This window comes from Streptomyces sp. NPDC093089 (genome assembly GCF_044754405.1).
Lineage (GTDB): Bacteria > Actinomycetota > Actinomycetes > Streptomycetales > Streptomycetaceae > Streptomyces.
This window is the reverse complement of sequence record NZ_JBIVPA010000008.1, coordinates 74,244-90,182: the sequence shown is the minus strand read 5'-3', so window position 1 is coordinate 90,182 and position 15,939 is coordinate 74,244. Positions and strand designations below refer to the sequence as shown.

13 protein-coding genes are annotated in these 15,939 nt (G+C 73.9%); 5 read left to right on the top strand and 8 right to left on the bottom strand.

From position 1 onward, the window contains the following. Nucleotides 1-24 precede the first annotated feature (24 nt). The 3 genes from ACIQFX_RS19865 to ACIQFX_RS19855 all read left to right on the top strand — a co-directional run bounded on the left by ACIQFX_RS19865 (nt 25) and on the right by ACIQFX_RS19855 (nt 3,633). Nucleotides 25-1,224 (top strand): S8 family serine peptidase, encoded by a 1,200-nt coding sequence (locus ACIQFX_RS19865; protein WP_402464811.1) that lies wholly within the window; start codon nt 25-27, stop codon nt 1,222-1,224. A 148-nt stretch (nt 1,225-1,372) separates the two neighbouring features. Next, on the top strand, nt 1,373-3,031 hold the full coding sequence (locus tag ACIQFX_RS19860) for a serine/threonine-protein kinase (protein WP_402464808.1): 1,659 nt from the start codon (nt 1,373-1,375) through the stop codon (nt 3,029-3,031). Further along, the gene (locus ACIQFX_RS19855; RefSeq protein WP_402464805.1) at nt 3,028-3,633 is read left to right on the top strand and encodes a hypothetical protein; all 606 of its coding nucleotides are present in this window, start codon (nt 3,028-3,030) and stop codon (nt 3,631-3,633) included. The genes ACIQFX_RS19860 and ACIQFX_RS19855 overlap by 4 nt, the downstream gene beginning before the upstream one ends. A gap of 85 nt (nt 3,634-3,718) precedes the next feature. Here ACIQFX_RS19855 and ACIQFX_RS19850 read toward each other — a convergent pair whose 3' ends face one another. The 4 genes from ACIQFX_RS19850 to ACIQFX_RS19835 all read right to left on the bottom strand — a co-directional run bounded on the left by ACIQFX_RS19850 (nt 3,719) and on the right by ACIQFX_RS19835 (nt 6,734). After that, nucleotides 3,719-4,246 (bottom strand): NUDIX hydrolase family protein, encoded by a 528-nt coding sequence (locus tag ACIQFX_RS19850; RefSeq protein ID WP_402465609.1) that lies wholly within the window; start codon nt 4,244-4,246, stop codon nt 3,719-3,721. A 123-nt stretch (nt 4,247-4,369) separates the two neighbouring features. Further along, on the bottom strand, nt 4,370-5,209 hold the full coding sequence (locus tag ACIQFX_RS19845) for a PP2C family protein-serine/threonine phosphatase (protein WP_402465606.1): 840 nt from the start codon (nt 5,207-5,209) through the stop codon (nt 4,370-4,372). Next, nucleotides 5,209-5,880: a hypothetical protein gene (locus ACIQFX_RS19840; RefSeq protein ID WP_402464802.1), complete on the bottom strand. Its 672-nt coding sequence runs from the start codon at nt 5,878-5,880 to the stop codon at nt 5,209-5,211. The genes ACIQFX_RS19845 and ACIQFX_RS19840 overlap by 1 nt, the downstream gene beginning before the upstream one ends. Nucleotides 5,881-5,996: 116 nt before the next feature. Beyond that, nucleotides 5,997-6,734, bottom strand: coding sequence for a TioE family transcriptional regulator (locus tag ACIQFX_RS19835; protein WP_402464800.1), 738 nt, complete (start codon nt 6,732-6,734; stop codon nt 5,997-5,999). 59 nt (nt 6,735-6,793) lie between these two features. Here ACIQFX_RS19835 and ACIQFX_RS19830 point away from each other — a divergent pair, with 59 nt between their 5' ends. After that, entirely contained in the window at nt 6,794-7,999 is a 1,206-nt protein-coding gene (locus ACIQFX_RS19830) for an erythromycin esterase family protein (protein ID WP_402464798.1), read from the top strand. A gap of 140 nt (nt 8,000-8,139) precedes the next feature. On the opposite strand, the gene ACIQFX_RS19825 is transcribed toward ACIQFX_RS19830, so the two are convergent. Further along, nucleotides 8,140-9,180, bottom strand: a complete 1,041-nt coding sequence (locus tag ACIQFX_RS19825) for a vWA domain-containing protein (RefSeq protein ID WP_402464795.1) — start codon at nt 9,178-9,180, stop codon at nt 8,140-8,142. Nucleotides 9,181-9,296: 116 nt separating this feature from the next. Next, complete coding sequence (locus ACIQFX_RS19820; RefSeq protein WP_402464793.1) at nt 9,297-10,286, bottom strand: GlxA family transcriptional regulator; 990 nt, start codon at nt 10,284-10,286, stop codon at nt 9,297-9,299. 73 nt (nt 10,287-10,359) lie between these two features. On the opposite strand from ACIQFX_RS19820, the gene ACIQFX_RS19815 reads away from it, so the two are divergent. Next, nucleotides 10,360-11,850 (top strand): MFS transporter, encoded by a 1,491-nt coding sequence (locus ACIQFX_RS19815; RefSeq protein WP_402464791.1) that lies wholly within the window; start codon nt 10,360-10,362, stop codon nt 11,848-11,850. On the opposite strand, the gene ACIQFX_RS19810 is transcribed toward ACIQFX_RS19815, so the two are convergent. Both ACIQFX_RS19810 and ACIQFX_RS19805 read right to left on the bottom strand, forming a co-directional pair. Further along, entirely contained in the window at nt 11,840-12,229 is a 390-nt protein-coding gene (locus tag ACIQFX_RS19810; RefSeq protein WP_402464789.1) for a hypothetical protein, read from the bottom strand. The two genes, ACIQFX_RS19815 and ACIQFX_RS19810, sit on opposite strands and share 11 nt — an antisense overlap. A 189-nt stretch (nt 12,230-12,418) precedes the next feature. After that, entirely contained in the window at nt 12,419-15,937 is a 3,519-nt protein-coding gene (locus ACIQFX_RS19805; RefSeq protein ID WP_402464787.1) for a hypothetical protein, read from the bottom strand. Between the last annotated feature and the right edge of the window lie 2 nt (nt 15,938-15,939).

Below are 15,939 nucleotides of genomic sequence, written 5' to 3'. Positions count from 1 at the left end.
CAACACGAGGAGAGAACCACTTCCATGGCAACTCACAAGCGATCCCACGGACTTCGCAACGCGGCCATAGTCACAGGTGTGGCAGGAGCAGCCGCCGCCGCGCTGTTCGCGACCAACCTCGCCGGGGCCGCAACCCCGGCCGAAGGGACCGTGCACGGACTCGGCGCCCCCGGCGCCGTGGACGGCAGCTTCGTCGTCATCCTCGACGCATCCGCGAACAAGGAGGACCTGGCGAAGAAGTACGGCGGCACCCTCCAGCGCTCCTACGGCTCGAAGGTCAACGGCTTCTCCGCCTCCGGCATGACCGTCCAGGAGGCCAAGCGGCTCGCCGCCGACCCCGCCGTCGAAACCGTCGTGCAGAACAAGCGGTTCAGCATCAAGGAGACCCAGGAGAAGCCCCCGTCCTGGGGCCTGGACCGGATCGACCAGGCCGAGACCGCCGGCGACGACAAGTACACCTACCCCGACGGCGGGGGAGAGGGCGTGACCGCGTACGTCATCGACACCGGCGTCCGGATCTCGCACCAGGACTTCGGCGGCCGCGCCACCCACGGCTTCGACGCCGTCGACAACGACGACTCGGCCGACGACGGCAACGGCCACGGCACCCACGTCGCGGGCACCATCGCCGGCACCTCCCACGGAGTCGCCAAGAAGGCGAAGATCGTCGCCGTGCGGGTCCTCGACGACAACGGCTCCGGTACCACCGAGCAGGTCGTCGCGGGCATCGACTGGGTGACGAAGAACCACACCGGCCCCTCCGTCGCGAACATGAGCCTCGGCGGCGGCGCCGACGAGGCCCTCGACGAGGCCGTCCAGCGCGCCATCGCCTCCGGCGTGACCTTCGCCGTCGCCGCGGGCAACGAATCCTCCGACGCCGGCCAGGGCTCGCCGTCCCGGGTCCCCGAAGCCCTCACCGTGGCCTCGAGCACCAAGGACGACGAGCAGTCCGACTTCTCCAACTTCGGCGCCGTGGTCGACCTCTACGCCCCCGGCTCGGACATCACGTCCGACTGGAACGACAGCGACACCGGGGTCAAGACGATCTCCGGCACCTCCATGGCCACGCCCCACGTCGCGGGAGCCGTGGCCCTCTACCTGGCGGCCAACCCGACGGCCACCCCGGCCGACACCGCCGCCGCGCTCACCGGCGCGGCCACGGCGGACACCATCAAGAACCCCTCCGCCGGCACCGCCAACAAGCTCCTGAAGATCACTCCCTGACCCCCGCGGCGCACACCGCGCACGGACGGCCCCCCACATCGTGGGGGGCCGTCCCCGTTTTTCCGCTTCCCTCCCTTTCCCCGGGAACCGGCCGTGGCGAGAATCTGTCCCTGTGGACGAACGGCCACGGCGCCGAGGGGGGAAACACATGAGCGCATGGGTGGTCCCGGGATACACCGAGTCCCGGGAACTTGGCGCGGGCGGCAGCGGCCGCGTCGTGCTGGCCAGACACGACGCGACCGGGACACCGGTCGCGGTGAAGTACCTGGGCGAGCGCCTCCGCTCCGACGAGGCGTTCCTCCACGGCTTCCGTTCCGAGGCCCGCCTCCTCGGCGCCCTCGACACCCCGTACGTCGTGGGGTTCTACGAGTACGTCGAAGCCCCCCAGGGCGCGGCCATCGTCATGGAACTGGTGGACGGCGTCGCGCTCCGCGCGCTCCTCGCCCGCGAGGGCTCGACCGGCCCCGAAGCCGCCCTCGTCGTCCTGAAGGGCTCGCTCCTCGGCCTCGCCGCCGCGCACCGGGCCGGCGTCGTGCACCGCGACTACAAGCCCGAGAACGTCCTCGTCGCCGCCGACGGGGCCTCCAAGCTCGTCGACTTCGGCATCGCGGCCGGACAGGACAGCAGACCCGGCATCGCCGGAACACCCGCCTACATGGCACCCGAGCAGTGGAACGGCGCCCCCGCCACACCGGCGGCCGACGTCTACGCGGCCACCGCGACCTTCTTCGAATGCCTCACCGGCAGCAAGCCCTTCGCCGGCGGCAACTTCGCCGAACTCGCCCTCCAGCACCTGGAGGCGCCCGTACCCGACGGGCAGGCACCCGAAGCGCTGCGCCCGCTCATCCGACGCGGCCTCGCCAAGACCCCGCAGGAGCGGCCGGAGAACGCGGCCGCCTTCGTCACCGAACTGGAGTCGGTCGCCACCGCCGCCTACGGCCCCGACTGGGAGGAGCGCGGACGCGGCCGACTCGCCGCGCTGGCCGCGCTCCTGCCCCTCCTCTTCCCCTCCTCCGGAGGTACCGCGCAGGGCACGACCGCGCTCGCCACGACCACCTTCACCCCGCCTCCCGCGCCGCGCCCCCGCCGCCGGTTCCCGCGCGGCCTGCCCGCGGGCGCGGCCGCGCTCGTCCTCGCGCTCCTCATCGCCGTCGCCGCACGCGCCGGGAGCGAACCCTCGGACGAGGACCGGGCCGCCCAGGCCTTCGCGACGACGAACACCACGGAGACCACGGCCCCGCCGGATCCCACCACCTCCCCGCCGCCCACCCCGACCGCGACCGCGAGTCCGACGGCGACGACGACCGGACCCGAACCCTCGGCCTCGTCCGACACGCCCACCCCGACCGCGACCACCACCGCCCCCTACCCGACCGACACCACCACCGCACCCACCACCGAGCCCCCGACGACGCCCCCGCCCACCCCCACCACGACCCCGCCCACCACCCCGCCGACCACGGCTCCGACGAGGCCCCCGGCCGTCTCCGTCAAGGCCGTCTCCGTCACGAGCCTCCGCCAGATCGGGCCGACCTCCGCCGAGGCCACCATCGAGATCACGACGGACGGCACGGGACCGGTGACCCTCGTCGTCGCGTGGTCCACCGGCGACGAGCAGGGCTCGCCGGGCGCCCCCGACGGCACCGACACCTTCCGGCGCCAGGGATCCACCCGGTACACCCTCACGGTTCCCCACACCGTCCGCGGCGCCGGCTGCTACTGGGGAGCGCGCGCGACCACGAACCCGACCGCCGGGAACGGCGGTTCCTTCCAGCAGGTCTTCATCCGACGGTGTGTGATCACGTGAACGACGACGACTACAGCGCCACCGAACTGGGCAGCCACTGGTTCGAGGGCCCGACACCCGACCCGGTACCCGACCGCGTGGAGGGCGAGGTCCTGCGCTTCGGCCCGGGCGTCACCGCGGTCGCCGCCCGCCGCGCCCAGAACACTCCCACCGCCGTCGAGATCTGGCACGGCACCCTGCCCGGCGCCCCGCCACCGCCGGCGCCCCGCCGGCGACGGCTGTGGCGGTACGCCCTCGCGGCCCTCGTCCTCGTCGCCGTCCTGGCCTTCCTCGCCTGGCGCGAGTACGGGCCCCGGGTCGCCGTGCGGGCCGTCGCGGTCACCGCCCCCGACCGGCCGCTCGGCTGCGACGGAACGGCGAACGTGGTCGGCGTCGTCCGCACCGACGGCCGCCCCGGCACCCTCACCTACCACTGGGAGCGCAGCGACGGCACCCGGTCCGCACCCCTGCGCGAGACCCTGACCCGCGGTCAGGAGGAGGCGCGCCTGCACCTCCTGTGGACCTTCCACGGGCCCGGCTCCCACCAGGCCGTCGCCCGCCTCGTGATCACCTCGCCCACGTCCCACGCGGCCGAGGGAACCTTCACGTACGACTGCGGCTGAGTCCGTCCGGGGAGATCCCGGGCGGGGACGGCGTTCACGTACGACCGCGGCCGAGTCCGCCGAGGGAGAGCCCCGGGGCGAGGACTCAGTACACGTGCCCCACGTGCGCGAGTGCCTGCTTCAGCAGGACGCCCCGACCGCCCGGCATCTCGCCCTGCACCGCCGGCGAGGCCGCCTCCTGCGGGCTGAACCACACCAGGTCCAGCGCGTCCTGCCGGGGGCGGCAGTCGCCGGTCACCGGCACCACGTACGCCAGCGACACGGCGTGCTGACGCGGGTCGTGGTACTGCGTGACCCCCGCCGTCGGGAAGTACTCGGCGACCGTGAACGGCTGCAGGGACGCGGGCACACGCGGCAGCGCCACCGGACCGAGGTCCTTCTCCAGGTGGCGCAACAGCGCGTCGCGGACCCGCTCGTGGTGCATGACCCGGCCGGACACCAGCGTCCTGCTGATCGTTCCGTCCGCGCCGATCCTCAGCAGCAGGCCGATGCTGGTGACTTCGCCGCTGTCGTCCACGCGTACGGGCACGGCTTCGACGTACAGGATGGGCATCAGGGCCCTGGCGCTGCCCAGTTCATCCGTGGTCAGCCAGCCGGGCGTGGTCTCTGTCATGTCGGACATCGCCTGATCATACTTTCCGCGCCCCCTCTCGGCCCAGGTCGCGTGTCTGCCAGCCGGGTGGGACTTCCCCCACCCGAGGCCCCCGGTGCGGCGGACCCGGGGCGGCCGCTCCCGTCAGCGCCGGGCGAGCGCGATGACGGCGACGTCGTCGGTCAGGCGGTGGGTCCAGTCGCGGACGTCCTGGTCGAGGTGGCGCACGAGGGCGTCCGGGGCGCGCCGGGGCGTCTCCGCCACGCGCCGGGTGACCGGATAGAACTCGCCGGTGGAGTTGCGCGCCTCGCTGAGGCCGTCGGTGTGGGCGAGGAGCGTCGCCCCGGACGCCAGGGGCACCGGGTGCGGGCGGACGGCCGCGCCACTGCGCAGGGCACCGAATCCCAGGGGGAGTTCGGCCGGAACGGACAGCTCGCGGGTGCCGGCCGCCGTGACCTCCACGGGGTCGATGTGACTGCAGTTGAAGGCCTCCAGCTCGTGCGTCGCGCCGGGGTGCTGGAGGAGCAGCGCCGTGGCGAAGAGCTCGTCGTCGCCCCGGGCCTCGGCGGCGCGCCGCACCTGGCGGTCCAGGCACGCGGCGACCCGCCCGAGGTCCTCCGTCTCGTGCGCCTGGCTGCGGAAGCAGCCGAGCAGGTCGGTCACGGTCTGCACGGCCCGGAGGCCCTTGCCGCGCACGTCGCCGATGAGGATGCGCGTGCCGTGCGGGGTGTCGAGCGCTTCGAGGAAGTCGCCGCCGATGGCGGTGTCGACGGTCGCCGGCCGGTAGAGACCGGCGAGGCGCAGGCCGCCCAGCGACCGGGGGATGGGATGCAGCACGGCGTGCTGGAGCGCGCTCGCGGTCGCGCGCGTACGGCTGAGGCGTTCGGTCTGCTCGCGCCGCGACCACGCGGCGGAGCCCGCGACGGCCCCGACGGCCGGCGCGACGACGACACTCACCGACGGGCTCGTGTCGGCGTCCGCCATCACGTACTGGAGCGCCGCGGCGGCGGCCACGGCCAGCGCGACGACGGGACGGCCGAGCGCCAGCGCGGCCACGACCGTCCCGATCCACAGCGGCTCCCGCGCCTCCGCGGGCAGCGGCACCACACCCGCCGCCGACGTGTACGGCATCGCCTGCGCCGCGGCGACCCCACGAGAATGGCCGAGGGCAGCAGGGCGGCCTCCACGCCGAGATGGGGGCGCGGGATGGCGGCGAGGAACCGTGCCATCTGCGGCGTCATCGCGAGCATGATGCCGAAGCCGATCAGCGTCACGGTCGCCAGGCCGCCGGCCATCGCGTGACCGCCGCGGTCGAGGAGGACGTGCAGCAGGGGGAGCCCGAGCGCCGCGAGCGGCAGGCCGAGCGACGGACCGGCCAGCGGCGACACGTTCCGGTGCCGGACCACGAGGCACCCCGCCGCCCCACCCGCGCCGAACGCGGACAGCACCAGCGCGCCGCCCTCGGCGGAGGCACCCGCCGCGGCCGTCAGCGTCGGCACCGCCAGCGTGAGCACGGTCTGCGTGAAGCCGAGCGCGAGCCCGGCCACCAGCGTCGCGCCCCGGACCGCACCGGCCACGAGAGGCGACCCGTCCCGCCCCGCGGGCGCCATCACGGTCGCGCCCGCGGCCTGTTCCTGTCTGATGGTCCCGATCATGAAGACGCCTCCCTGACGGTTCCCCCGTTGCTTCCCCTCCTCGGCCTCGCCGCGGGGTGCGTGCAGGTGTAAGTACCGAAGATCATAAAAGTATGATTTATTCGTTTCGTGGAGAACTAAAGCGATTCCCGCCCGAGGTACGTGTCCAGCTGGGCGGCGCCGGCGAGCATCGCCCGGCCCCGGGCGGACAGCCGGGCGTGCCAGTCGCCGAGCGTGGCCTTCAGCGGCTCCAGGCCGCCGGCCGTCCGCACCTGGTCGATCAGGGGTGCGATGCGCTCCAGGAGGTAGCCGCCCCGTCTGAGCTGATGGGTGAGGCGTGCGTCGCGGACGGCGGCGGGGTCGTAGACGCGGTAGCCGGTCCGCAGGTCGCGACGGGGGTGGACCAGGCCGGCGCGCTCCCATGCGCGGAGGGTCGCGGGCCGGATGCCGAGCTGGTCGGCGAGGGGCCCGATGAACATCTCGCCGGGCCCGACGACCCCCGCACGGGCAGACGCCGCGTCGCCGGGTTCCAGGTCGCGCAGGGCGGCCTCCACGGCCTGGAGGGTGCGCCGGTCGTCGAGGAGCCGGGCGTGGCTCTCGTCGATGAGGCGCAGGGCCTCGTCGACCGCGCCCCGGGTGGCGGCCCGCATGATCTCGGTCGCCGTCCGGTGACCGTGACCGGGGGCGAGGGCGAGGAAGGTGCGGAGGGCCTGGGCGTGGCGGGGCGTGTAGGTGCGGTAGCCGTGGGGCGTGCGCTGTGCGGCGGGGAGGATGCCGGCCTCTTCGTAGTTGCGGACCGCCTGGGTGGACAGACCGTGCTCGCGCGCCAGATCGACCGGCCTGAGCCGATCACCGCTTTGAAGGTTTCGCCCCATGAAACCCCACGCTATCGCGTCCAAGTTTCCACCGAAGCTTCAACGATACCGTTGAAGGCATGGCGACGACTGACATCAAGGACACCATCCACGCGGTCGGGGCGGCCGCTGTCATGGGGCTGCTCCCGGCCCGGCCTGGAGTGCTCGCCCTGGGGGAGCCCACGCACGGCGAGGAGATGCTGCTCGAGGTGCGGAACGAACTGTTCCGTGAGCTTGTCGAGCAGGAGGGCTACCGGACCGTCGCGATCGAGAGCGACTGCCTGCGGGGTCTGGCCGTGGACGACTACGTCACCGCGGGCAAGGGAACCCTCGACGAGGTCATGGAGCACGGCTTCAGCCACGGCTGGGGCGCCTCGGCCAGCAACCGCGAGCTCGTCCGGTGGATGCGCGCCCACAACGCCGACAAGCCCGCGCCCGAGCGCGTCGGCTTCGCCGGCTTCGACGGCCCACTGGAGATCACCGGCGCCGAGAGCCCCCGGCTCGCCCTGCTCGCCCTCCACGGCTACCTCGCCGCCCGGGTGGACGCGGACCTGCTCCCCTGCGCCACGGCCACGCTCGACGACCTCCTCGGCCCGGACGGCCGGTGGACCGAGCCCGCCGCGATGAGGGACCCGTCCCGATCCGTCGGGCAGTCCGCCGACGCCCGTCGCCTGCGCCTGCTCGCCGACGACCTCGTGGCACTGCTCGCCGCTCACGAACCCCACCTGGTCGCGGCTACCTCACGCGACGAATTCGACCGGGCGGGCCTCTACGGGCGCACCGCCGTCGGCCTGCTGCGCTACCACCACTGGACGGCCGACGACTCGCCCGCGCGCCTGACCCGCCTGGTGGGCCTGCGCGACCAGATGATGGCCGAGAACCTCCTCGCCCTCGCCGCCACGGGCCCGGTCCTCGTCCACGCCCACAACGCCCATCTCCAGCGGCACGAGAGCTCGATGCCGATGGGCGGGACCCTGCTGCGCTGGTGGAGCGCCGGCGCGCTGGTCGGCACCCGACTCGGCGCGGAGTACGCGTTCGTCGCCACCGCCCTCGGCACGATCCGCCACCAAGGCGTGGACGCACCCCCGCCGAACACCCTCGAAGGCCTCCTCTACGCGCTCCCGCACGACCGCCTCCTCGCCGACGGCCCCCGCCTCGCCACCGCCCTCCGCGACACCCCACCCGAACCCCGCGTCTCCCCCTGGTTCGGCTACGCCCCGCTCGATCCGACCCACCTGGCGGACAGCGACGGCATCGTCTTCCTCAAGGACATGCCGCAGAACTGATTCCGCCCCGCGGGCCGCCCCTCCGCCGCCCCGAACGCCTGCCCGCTCGCGAACGCCCCCCGCGCCGGCGGCGGTGGGCCCCGGACGCCGAAGCGCCGGGGCCCGCCGCGGATGTCGGGGATGCTGGAGACGTCGGGGGATCAGGTCATGAGCAGGAGCTGCGTGTTCGGGACGAGCTTGCGGTTCACGCTGGTGCTCTGCACGAAGATGGTGAAGTCGTCGTTGAGGTCCGGCTTGACGCGCACCTCCACGTCCGGGAGGCCGAGCAGGGCCCGGGCCTCGGGTCCCGTGTACACCCGGGCCGTCTTCTTCTCCAGGACGGCGATCTGCTTCCGCGCCTGGACCTTCTCCGACTTGCTCAGCTGGTAGAAGGCGCAGCCCGTGCGGTAGGTGTGCCCGCTCTCGACGACCCACTCCCGGATCGCCGCGTCACGGGCGACCGGGATCAGCTGGTACGCGGACGGATCGGCCGGGGTGAGACCGGCGGCCTTGATGGTGTCCTTGTTGACCGCCTCCGCGCCCGTCGAGAACACCGCCCGCGATCCACGAATGCCCTTCGTGCGGCCGACCATGAATTTCTCGGTCGCCTCCCGAATGACCTGTCCGGCCTCTTCCAGGCCCTGCGTGCTCGTGGCGTCCCAGATGGCGACGTTCTCCTTCGGGAAACCGCACTGCATGGCCTCCCGCTTTCCCATCTGGTCCGGTACGAGAACGGCCAGCGTCCAATTGTCCTGCTGCTTCTCGATCATCGTGGCGACGGCCTTGACCAAGGCGCTCGCATTCCGGGCGGGGGCATCCGGGCAGCGGTGGCTCGCGTTCTCCTGACCATCGGTCAGCACGAAGGTCAGGAAGCTGTGGTCGCCGTACAGCTGCGCCGTCGCCGCCAGCTCACGCTGCGACTTCAGCGCCGCCGCCAGCAGCGACGTCATGCCGCCGACCCGGTACAGCTGCTTCAGGGACGGCATGCGCAGCACGTCCTTGTCGTAGATGACGCATTCCACCGTGTCCGCGAACACGTACACCGTGACACGGGTTTCCTGGTCCAATTCCCGCGAACGCCGGGCGAGGTACTCGATCTGCTGGTCGGCCACGTCGACGACCTTGCGGCTCAGGTGCGACATGGACGAACTGGCATCCAAAACGAGAGCAACGTGGTTGATGTAGTTCTGGTTTCCGGACATGGCGAATCCCCCTCATCCCGTTCCCGACTTGATGCTCCTACCGTCTCATCCACCACTGACAATCGACCCCGGCTCCCGGCCCGCCCGGCGAACCGTCCGAGGAGGCCCCGGCCCGCCTATCCGGCCTCGTCCGCGCGGAACGTGCGCCGGTAGGCGGCGGGCGTGGTGCGCAGCGCCTCGTGGAAGCGCCGCCGGAGGTTGACGGCCGAGGAGAGGCCGACCCGGCGGGCGATGGTCTCCACGGGAAGGTCGGTCTCCTCCAGCAGGGCCCGGGTGGCGGCGAGCCGGCGGTCGAGCAGCCAGCGACCGGGGCTGATGCCCAGCTGCTCGGTGAAGCGTCGGGTGAGGGTGCGGGGCGAGACCTGGGACCGGAGCGCCATGTCGGCCACGCTGACCGGCTGGTCGAGCCGGCCTCCCAGCCACTCCAGGAGCGGGGCCAGGGAGTCGGCGACCGGTCCGGACGTGGGCAGTTCGGCGTACTGCAGCTGGCAGCCCTCGCGGTGCGGCGGCATCACCATCTGGCGGGCGATGCGCATCGCGTACGCGGCGCCGTGATCGGTCCGCACCAGGTGCAGGCACAGGTCCACGCCGGCCGCCGATCCGGCGCTCGTGGCGACGTCGCCGTGGTCCACGTACAGCACCCCCGCGTCGACCCGCACGCGCGGGTACAGGGCGGCCAACTCGGCCGCCTGCGCCCAGTGGGTGGCCGCCCGCCGCTCGTCGAGGAGCCCGGCGGCGGCGAGCACGAACGCGCCCGAGGAGATGCCGACGATCCGCGCGCCCCGCCGGTGCGCCCGGCGGACCGCCGTGACCACCGCCGGCGGCACGGTGCTGCCGGCCGGCTGCTGCCGACCCGGGACCACCACCGTGTCCGCGCGCTCCAGCGCCTCCAGGCCCGCCGTGACCAGCATGTCGTAACCGGCCTGGGTGCGGACCGGCCCCGGGTGCTCGGCGCACACCTCGAACGCGTAGCGCGCCGGGACCGCCGGGCCGTGATCACCGAACACCTCCGCCGCGCAGGCCAGCGGGAAGGTCGCCTGCGGGGACTGCAGCAGGGCCACCACCCGGTGCGGCGCCGGGGACTTCGGCAGCGGACGAGGCGTCATGGCGCGAAAGTACCCCATCATGTCGGTCGGGACACTGGGGACGGCCGATTGGTGTAGACCAGGATGGCGAGCCGTGACCACCACGCACGATCAGACCCAGCCGTCCCCGCCGCAGGACGATCCGCCCGGCGACCTGCCCAGCGACCGTTCCGGCCAGACCCAGCCGTCCTCGCCGCAGGACGATCCGCCCGGCGACCTGCCCAGCGACCGTTCCGGCGATCCGTCCGGTCATCGACCCGGCGCCCCCTCCCGGGACCGGCCCGCAACGGCGTCCGCCCCCGCCACCACGCCCGCCAGCCGACCGCCCGTCAGCACCCCTTTGTGGGACCGCCGCTTCACGCTCTACTTCACCGCCCGCACGGTCTCGCTCGTCGGTGACGCGATGATGCCCGTGGCCGCGGCCCTCGCGGTCGGCGCGCTCTACGGCATCTTCGGCGTCGGCCTCGTCCTCGGCGTCTGGACCGGGACGTTCGTCCTCCTCGTCCTGTTCGGCGGAGTGTTCGCCGACCGCTTCGGCGCACGCCGCATGATGGTCGCCGCGGACCTCGTCAGGGTGCTCACCCAGGGCGCGCTCGCGGTGGCGTTCTTCGCGGGGCCGCCGCCGTTCTGGCTGCTCGTGACCATGGCCGCCGTGGCCGGCGCGGCCGTCGCGATGTTCCTGCCGGGCGTCAACGGCATGGTCCCGCTGGTCGCCCGCGACCCCCAGCGGGCCAACGCCACGCTCAAGGTGGCCGACGCCCTCGCCCACCTGCTCGGCCCCGCCCTGGCCGGACTCCTCATCGCCCTGACCAACGCCGGGACCGTGTACGCGATCGACGCCGGCACCTTCCTGCTCAGCGCCGTGTGCCTCGCACTCATCCGCCTCGCCCCTTCGGACACCGCCTCGGTCCCTCCTGCCACCGACGCCGTCCCCTCTACGCCGAACCGCGGTTCACTCCGCCGCGACCTGCGCCAGGGCTGGCACGAGTTCCGCGCCCGCACCTGGATGTGGGCGGTCATCCTCATCTGGGTGGCCTACGGGGTGCTCGTCTTCGGCCCGCTCGTCCCCCTCGGCTCGGCGCTCATCGGGAACAGGCTCGGCCCCGACGCCTACGGCCTCGCCGTCTCGTTCCTCGGCGTCGGCACCGTGCTCGGCGGACTCCTCGCCCTGCGCGTCCACCCGGTCCGACCCCTGGCCGCCGGCGCCGTGGCCATGGCGCTCTACACCGCGCTGCCCCTGTCCGTGGCGCTCGGTGCCGGACTGCCGGGCCTCCTGGCGGGCCACGCCCTCGGCGGTGGTGGCCTGGCGTTCTGGTCGGTCATGTGGGCCACCGGCGTGCAGACCCACACCCCGCCCGCCGTACTCAACCGGGTCACCGCCTACGAACTGGCCGGCTCCGTGTCCGGTATCGCGCTCGGCCAGATACTCGCCGGACCGGCGACCGCCCTCCTCTCCCCGCAGCGGTTCCTGCTGCTGTCTGCGGGCACCTGCCTGGCGGGCTGCGTGGCCCTCCTCGCGACCCCGGCGATCCGCACGCTGCGCCGCGTCGCCGCACCCGCGCAGGACGCTCCGGTCAGCGGCTGAGCCGCAGCTTCACGGACGCCGACGTCGTCCCGGGGAACTCGAAGTCGAAGTTGGTCCTCTCGCCCACCCCGTCCGCTTCGACGAGCTTCCAGTGGTGCCCGCCGCTCGGCCACACGTCGACCAGCGCGCTGCGCCCGTCCGGGAGGGTGTCCTCGACCCACCCGTACACCTTGAGCCTGCCCCGGGAGCAGCTCAGCACCCATTCGGCCTTGGCGCCCCTGAAGGTCGGCTCGGCGGAGGAGGGACAGCTCGCGGCGTACGCGGGCGAGGCCGCGCCGAGGCCGAGGCCCATGGCGAGGGCCGTGGCGGAGGCGATCGAGCTGAGGGCTTTCCTGAACGCGGGCACGGCGCCGTCCTTCTCGTGTACGGGGGTGATCACGAGGAAGGACGGTACGGCCTGCAAGAGGCCATACCGGGCAGGTCGTCGCGGAGGGCGAGGGGCGCGTGGGAGCGCGTACAGCGTGACCACGGGGCGCGGGCACGCCTCGGCCCCAGGCCGTCCCAAGCCGTCCCACCCAGGTCGCCCCAGGCACTTCACTCACCTCCGCGCACCCCGCCCCCGCTCGCCTCAGCCCACCTCCGTGGTGTGCGCCGCCTCCCGGACCTCCTGATCCGCGTGGCGGCGCAAGGAGACCACGGCTGTCCGGCAGGCGTCCGGCCAGCCCTGGCGGGCTCCGACGGTCGAGGCGAGAGCGACGGCGAGCAGGCCCTCCACGACACCTCCGTCCCCGGCCAGCGCGCGGACCGCGGCGAGGGCGGGGGAGGGGTCGGAGAGAGAGGCGCCGTACTGGTGCGCCTCCTCCAGATCCTCGGCCACCCGGACCGCGAGGACGGGACGGCCCTCGATGGCGGCCGTCAACTCCCTTATGGATCTCATGAGTTCGATCTCGGTGGCTGTCAGGTCGACGGCCCGGACGAGAAGGGCGGTACGGGTCGTGACGACCGCCGGTTCGGACGCCAGGCGGCGGGCCAGGACGGCGCACAGCCGAGGGTCCCGGAGGGACGAGCCCACGAGCGAGTGCAGACGACGACGTGCCGGGAGATCCCCACCGCGCCCACCGCCCTCGGGTTCGCCGGCCGCGACGAGTTCGAGCAGCCGGTCCACGACGTCGCCGACGAGGCTGCCGGGCTCCACGCCGCCCGTCGGATGGGGCAGCTCGGACTGGGCCAGCGTGGTCAGCCCGTAGCTCGCCCGCCACATGTTGAGCGGAGAGGCGAGGTCGGTGTACACCTCCGCCAGCGCCACGCCGGCCGCCGGCGTGTACTGCGCCCAGTCGCACAGGCCGAACAGGGCCTGCTCCGCCGTCTGTTCCTCGGCGACGAACGGCAGCCGGGCGACGAGCTCCCCGTAGCGCGGCCGATCGGTCGGCGCCAGATCCGCCGGACCTGTGTCCAGGATCGCGCGCCGGGCCTCGTCCGGACCGTCGGTCACCACCGACTCCAGCAGCGCCCACATCTCCTCGGCCGGCAGCAGCGTGGCCGCCAGCCCTGCGACGGTGGCGTGCACGTCCGGGTGGAGGCCGGGCGTGCGGGCCACGGCGGCGAGGAGCGCCGTAGCGGCTCCCCGGGGAAGGTGGTGCACGGCGAGCCGGGCAGCGGCCTTCCCGACCGTCACCTTCACCCCGTTCTCACGGGTCAGGACGTCACGGAGCAGGGCCGCCACCTGTGCGGGCCGGGCATGCGCGGCAGCACGCGCGGCGGCGGACCAGGCCGCGGCCGCCCGGTCGTCGCCGGCATGGTCGAGCAGGGTGCCGAGCACCGACGCCGGATCGTCCGTGTGGGCGGCCGCGTCCAGAGCAGCCGCCCGCAGAGCGGACTCGCCCGGGTCGACGGGAGACCCCGGCGGGGGCGCGGCGGAGGACATGGACGAGAACTTGGACGGGGACTCGGACGAGGGTGGGTCGGCGAACTCCGAAGACGGAGCGGTGGCGGACCCCGCCGTGCCTTCGAGCCCGTCGGCGTCCGGTACGGGGGCGGTGTAGCGCCGGAGAAGCGCCCGCCCGTGCACGGGAACCGGCGCCACGGCGCGAAGCAGCGCGGCACGCTCGTCGATCCCCCGCCCGGGATCGGAGACGACGGCCGCGGCCAACCGCACCGCCGCCTCCTGCTGCCGGGGCACCCACCGGTCCGCGTACCGGAACGGAGGCAGCGGCCGGGCCGTGCCGGTCACCGGGAACCGGCCTCCCGAGGCCGGCAGTTCGGTTGTCGCCCGATCCAGCAGATCGGTCCGCTCCGCCGCCAGTACGGCGAGAACGGGAGCCACGAAGACGGCGGACGGCTCCCACGCCACCAGTGCGGCCACGCGGTCGCCACGGGTCGCGCGGTCGGCCAGCCAAGCCGCGGCGACCTCCCCGAAATCACCGTCCGGGCAGTTGCGCAAGGCCTGTTCGAGACGGTCCTGAAGCTCCTGGACCCGGTACGCGTGGTGCCCGTACGACGTGACCAGCCCGAGCAGGGGCCCGAAGTCGCCGCGAGCCGCGGCCCGGTCCAGCCACGGGCCGAGCGCGTCCACGACGGCCCGCGTCCCGCTTCCGCGCAGCACCCCGCCGAGCCGTCCGAGATCCACCGCTCCGGTGTGCGCGGTCAGCGCCTCCAGGACGCGTACCGCCGTCCTGCGCGCCGCCGCACCACCGAGGCTGCCGGCTGGTGCTCCCTCCGGGGAGCCTGCGAGCAGAGTCACCGCCAGGCTTCGGACCGTGGCCCGGGTCCTGGAGGAGCAGTCCCGGGCCCGCAGGGCGTCGAGGCACAGCTTCTCCAGGGGCAGGGGCAGGGGCATGGGCAGCGGTACGGGCACGGGGGCTTCGGATACGGCTTCGGTCCGGGCGCTCGTGCTCGCCACGAGCACAGCCGTCGGCAGCGCGGCTACGGCGGACAGTGCTTCCTCGCGTACGGAATCACGGTCGTTCGCCAGACGCGCGGCGGCCAGTGCGAGGACTTCCGCGACCTGCCGGGGATCACGGGTGAGGCCGGCGTTGAAGACCAGCCGGCTCCAGAGCGTGCCGCGCTCGTCGGCGTCGGCGCCGCCGAGGGCCGCCAGCAGTTCGGGGCGTGCCTCGGCGGGCGGCAGCAGGGAGAGCGGGCCCCAGAGGTCCCAGCCCGACCAGCCCGAGGGGTGTCCGGTGCGGACCTCCTCGATCGCGGTACGGGCGCGGGCGTGGCGTTCGGCGGCGGGCAGCGGGGCGAGGATTCGTTCGTGCGCGTGCAGGGTGTTGCGCGGGCCGCTCGCGGCGATGACGGCGTCCACGAAATCCGCCCGGCGTGCCGGTGGCAGCGACCGCAGCAGGACGCCGAAGGCCTTGCGGTGGAACCAGCGGGCCCCGACTCCGGGCAGGGACGGGGGATCCGCCGCCACGAGTTGGCGCATCACCGACGGGCCGGGTGTCCGCTCCCAACGCGCGGCCGCTCGGCGGGGGTCGATGATCCAGCGGGCGACCCGTTCGGCGTCCGCCGAGACGAGCAGGCCGAGCCGGTCGTTGACCGGATCGGGCAGGTTGTCGGGGCCGTACCGCTCCAGCAGGTCGACGACGCGCGCAGGAGAGGCGGGCAGGGCGGCGGCGATTCCGGTGGCGTGCCGCCGCCACCAGGTGTCGCGCAACCGCGGCGGGAGGTCGGCGAGTTCCCGTTCCACGTGGTCGAGGACGGCGACGGGATGGCGGACGGCCAGCGTGCTCCAGTCCTCGAACGCGAGCGCCCCGCAGAGTTCCGGCAGCAGCCGCGCGGTGAACTCCGGCGAGCAGCCCGGCAACAGGCGGGCCGCGTCCCGGTCGCCGTACTCGGCCCGCACCCGGACCACCAACCGCTCGGCGAGTCCGCTCCGCCGCCCGTCGCGCAGCAGGCGCGCGAGGTCGGCGCGTACCACCGCGGGCGCGTCGTCGTACGCGGCCTCGACGGCCGCGTCGGGGACCGCGAGCCGCCGGGCGCCGCGCAGCGCGTACCGCCGCACCACGGGGTCGGGGTCGCCGAGCCGTGCCGCCAGATGGCCGGACTCCTCAGCGGTCAGGGCCGCCAGCGCCGCGAGGCGGCGCTCGTACGGCCCGAGCCCGTCAAGGGCCGAGAGAAGGGGCCGTAGTCCACCGGTGGCCCCCAACC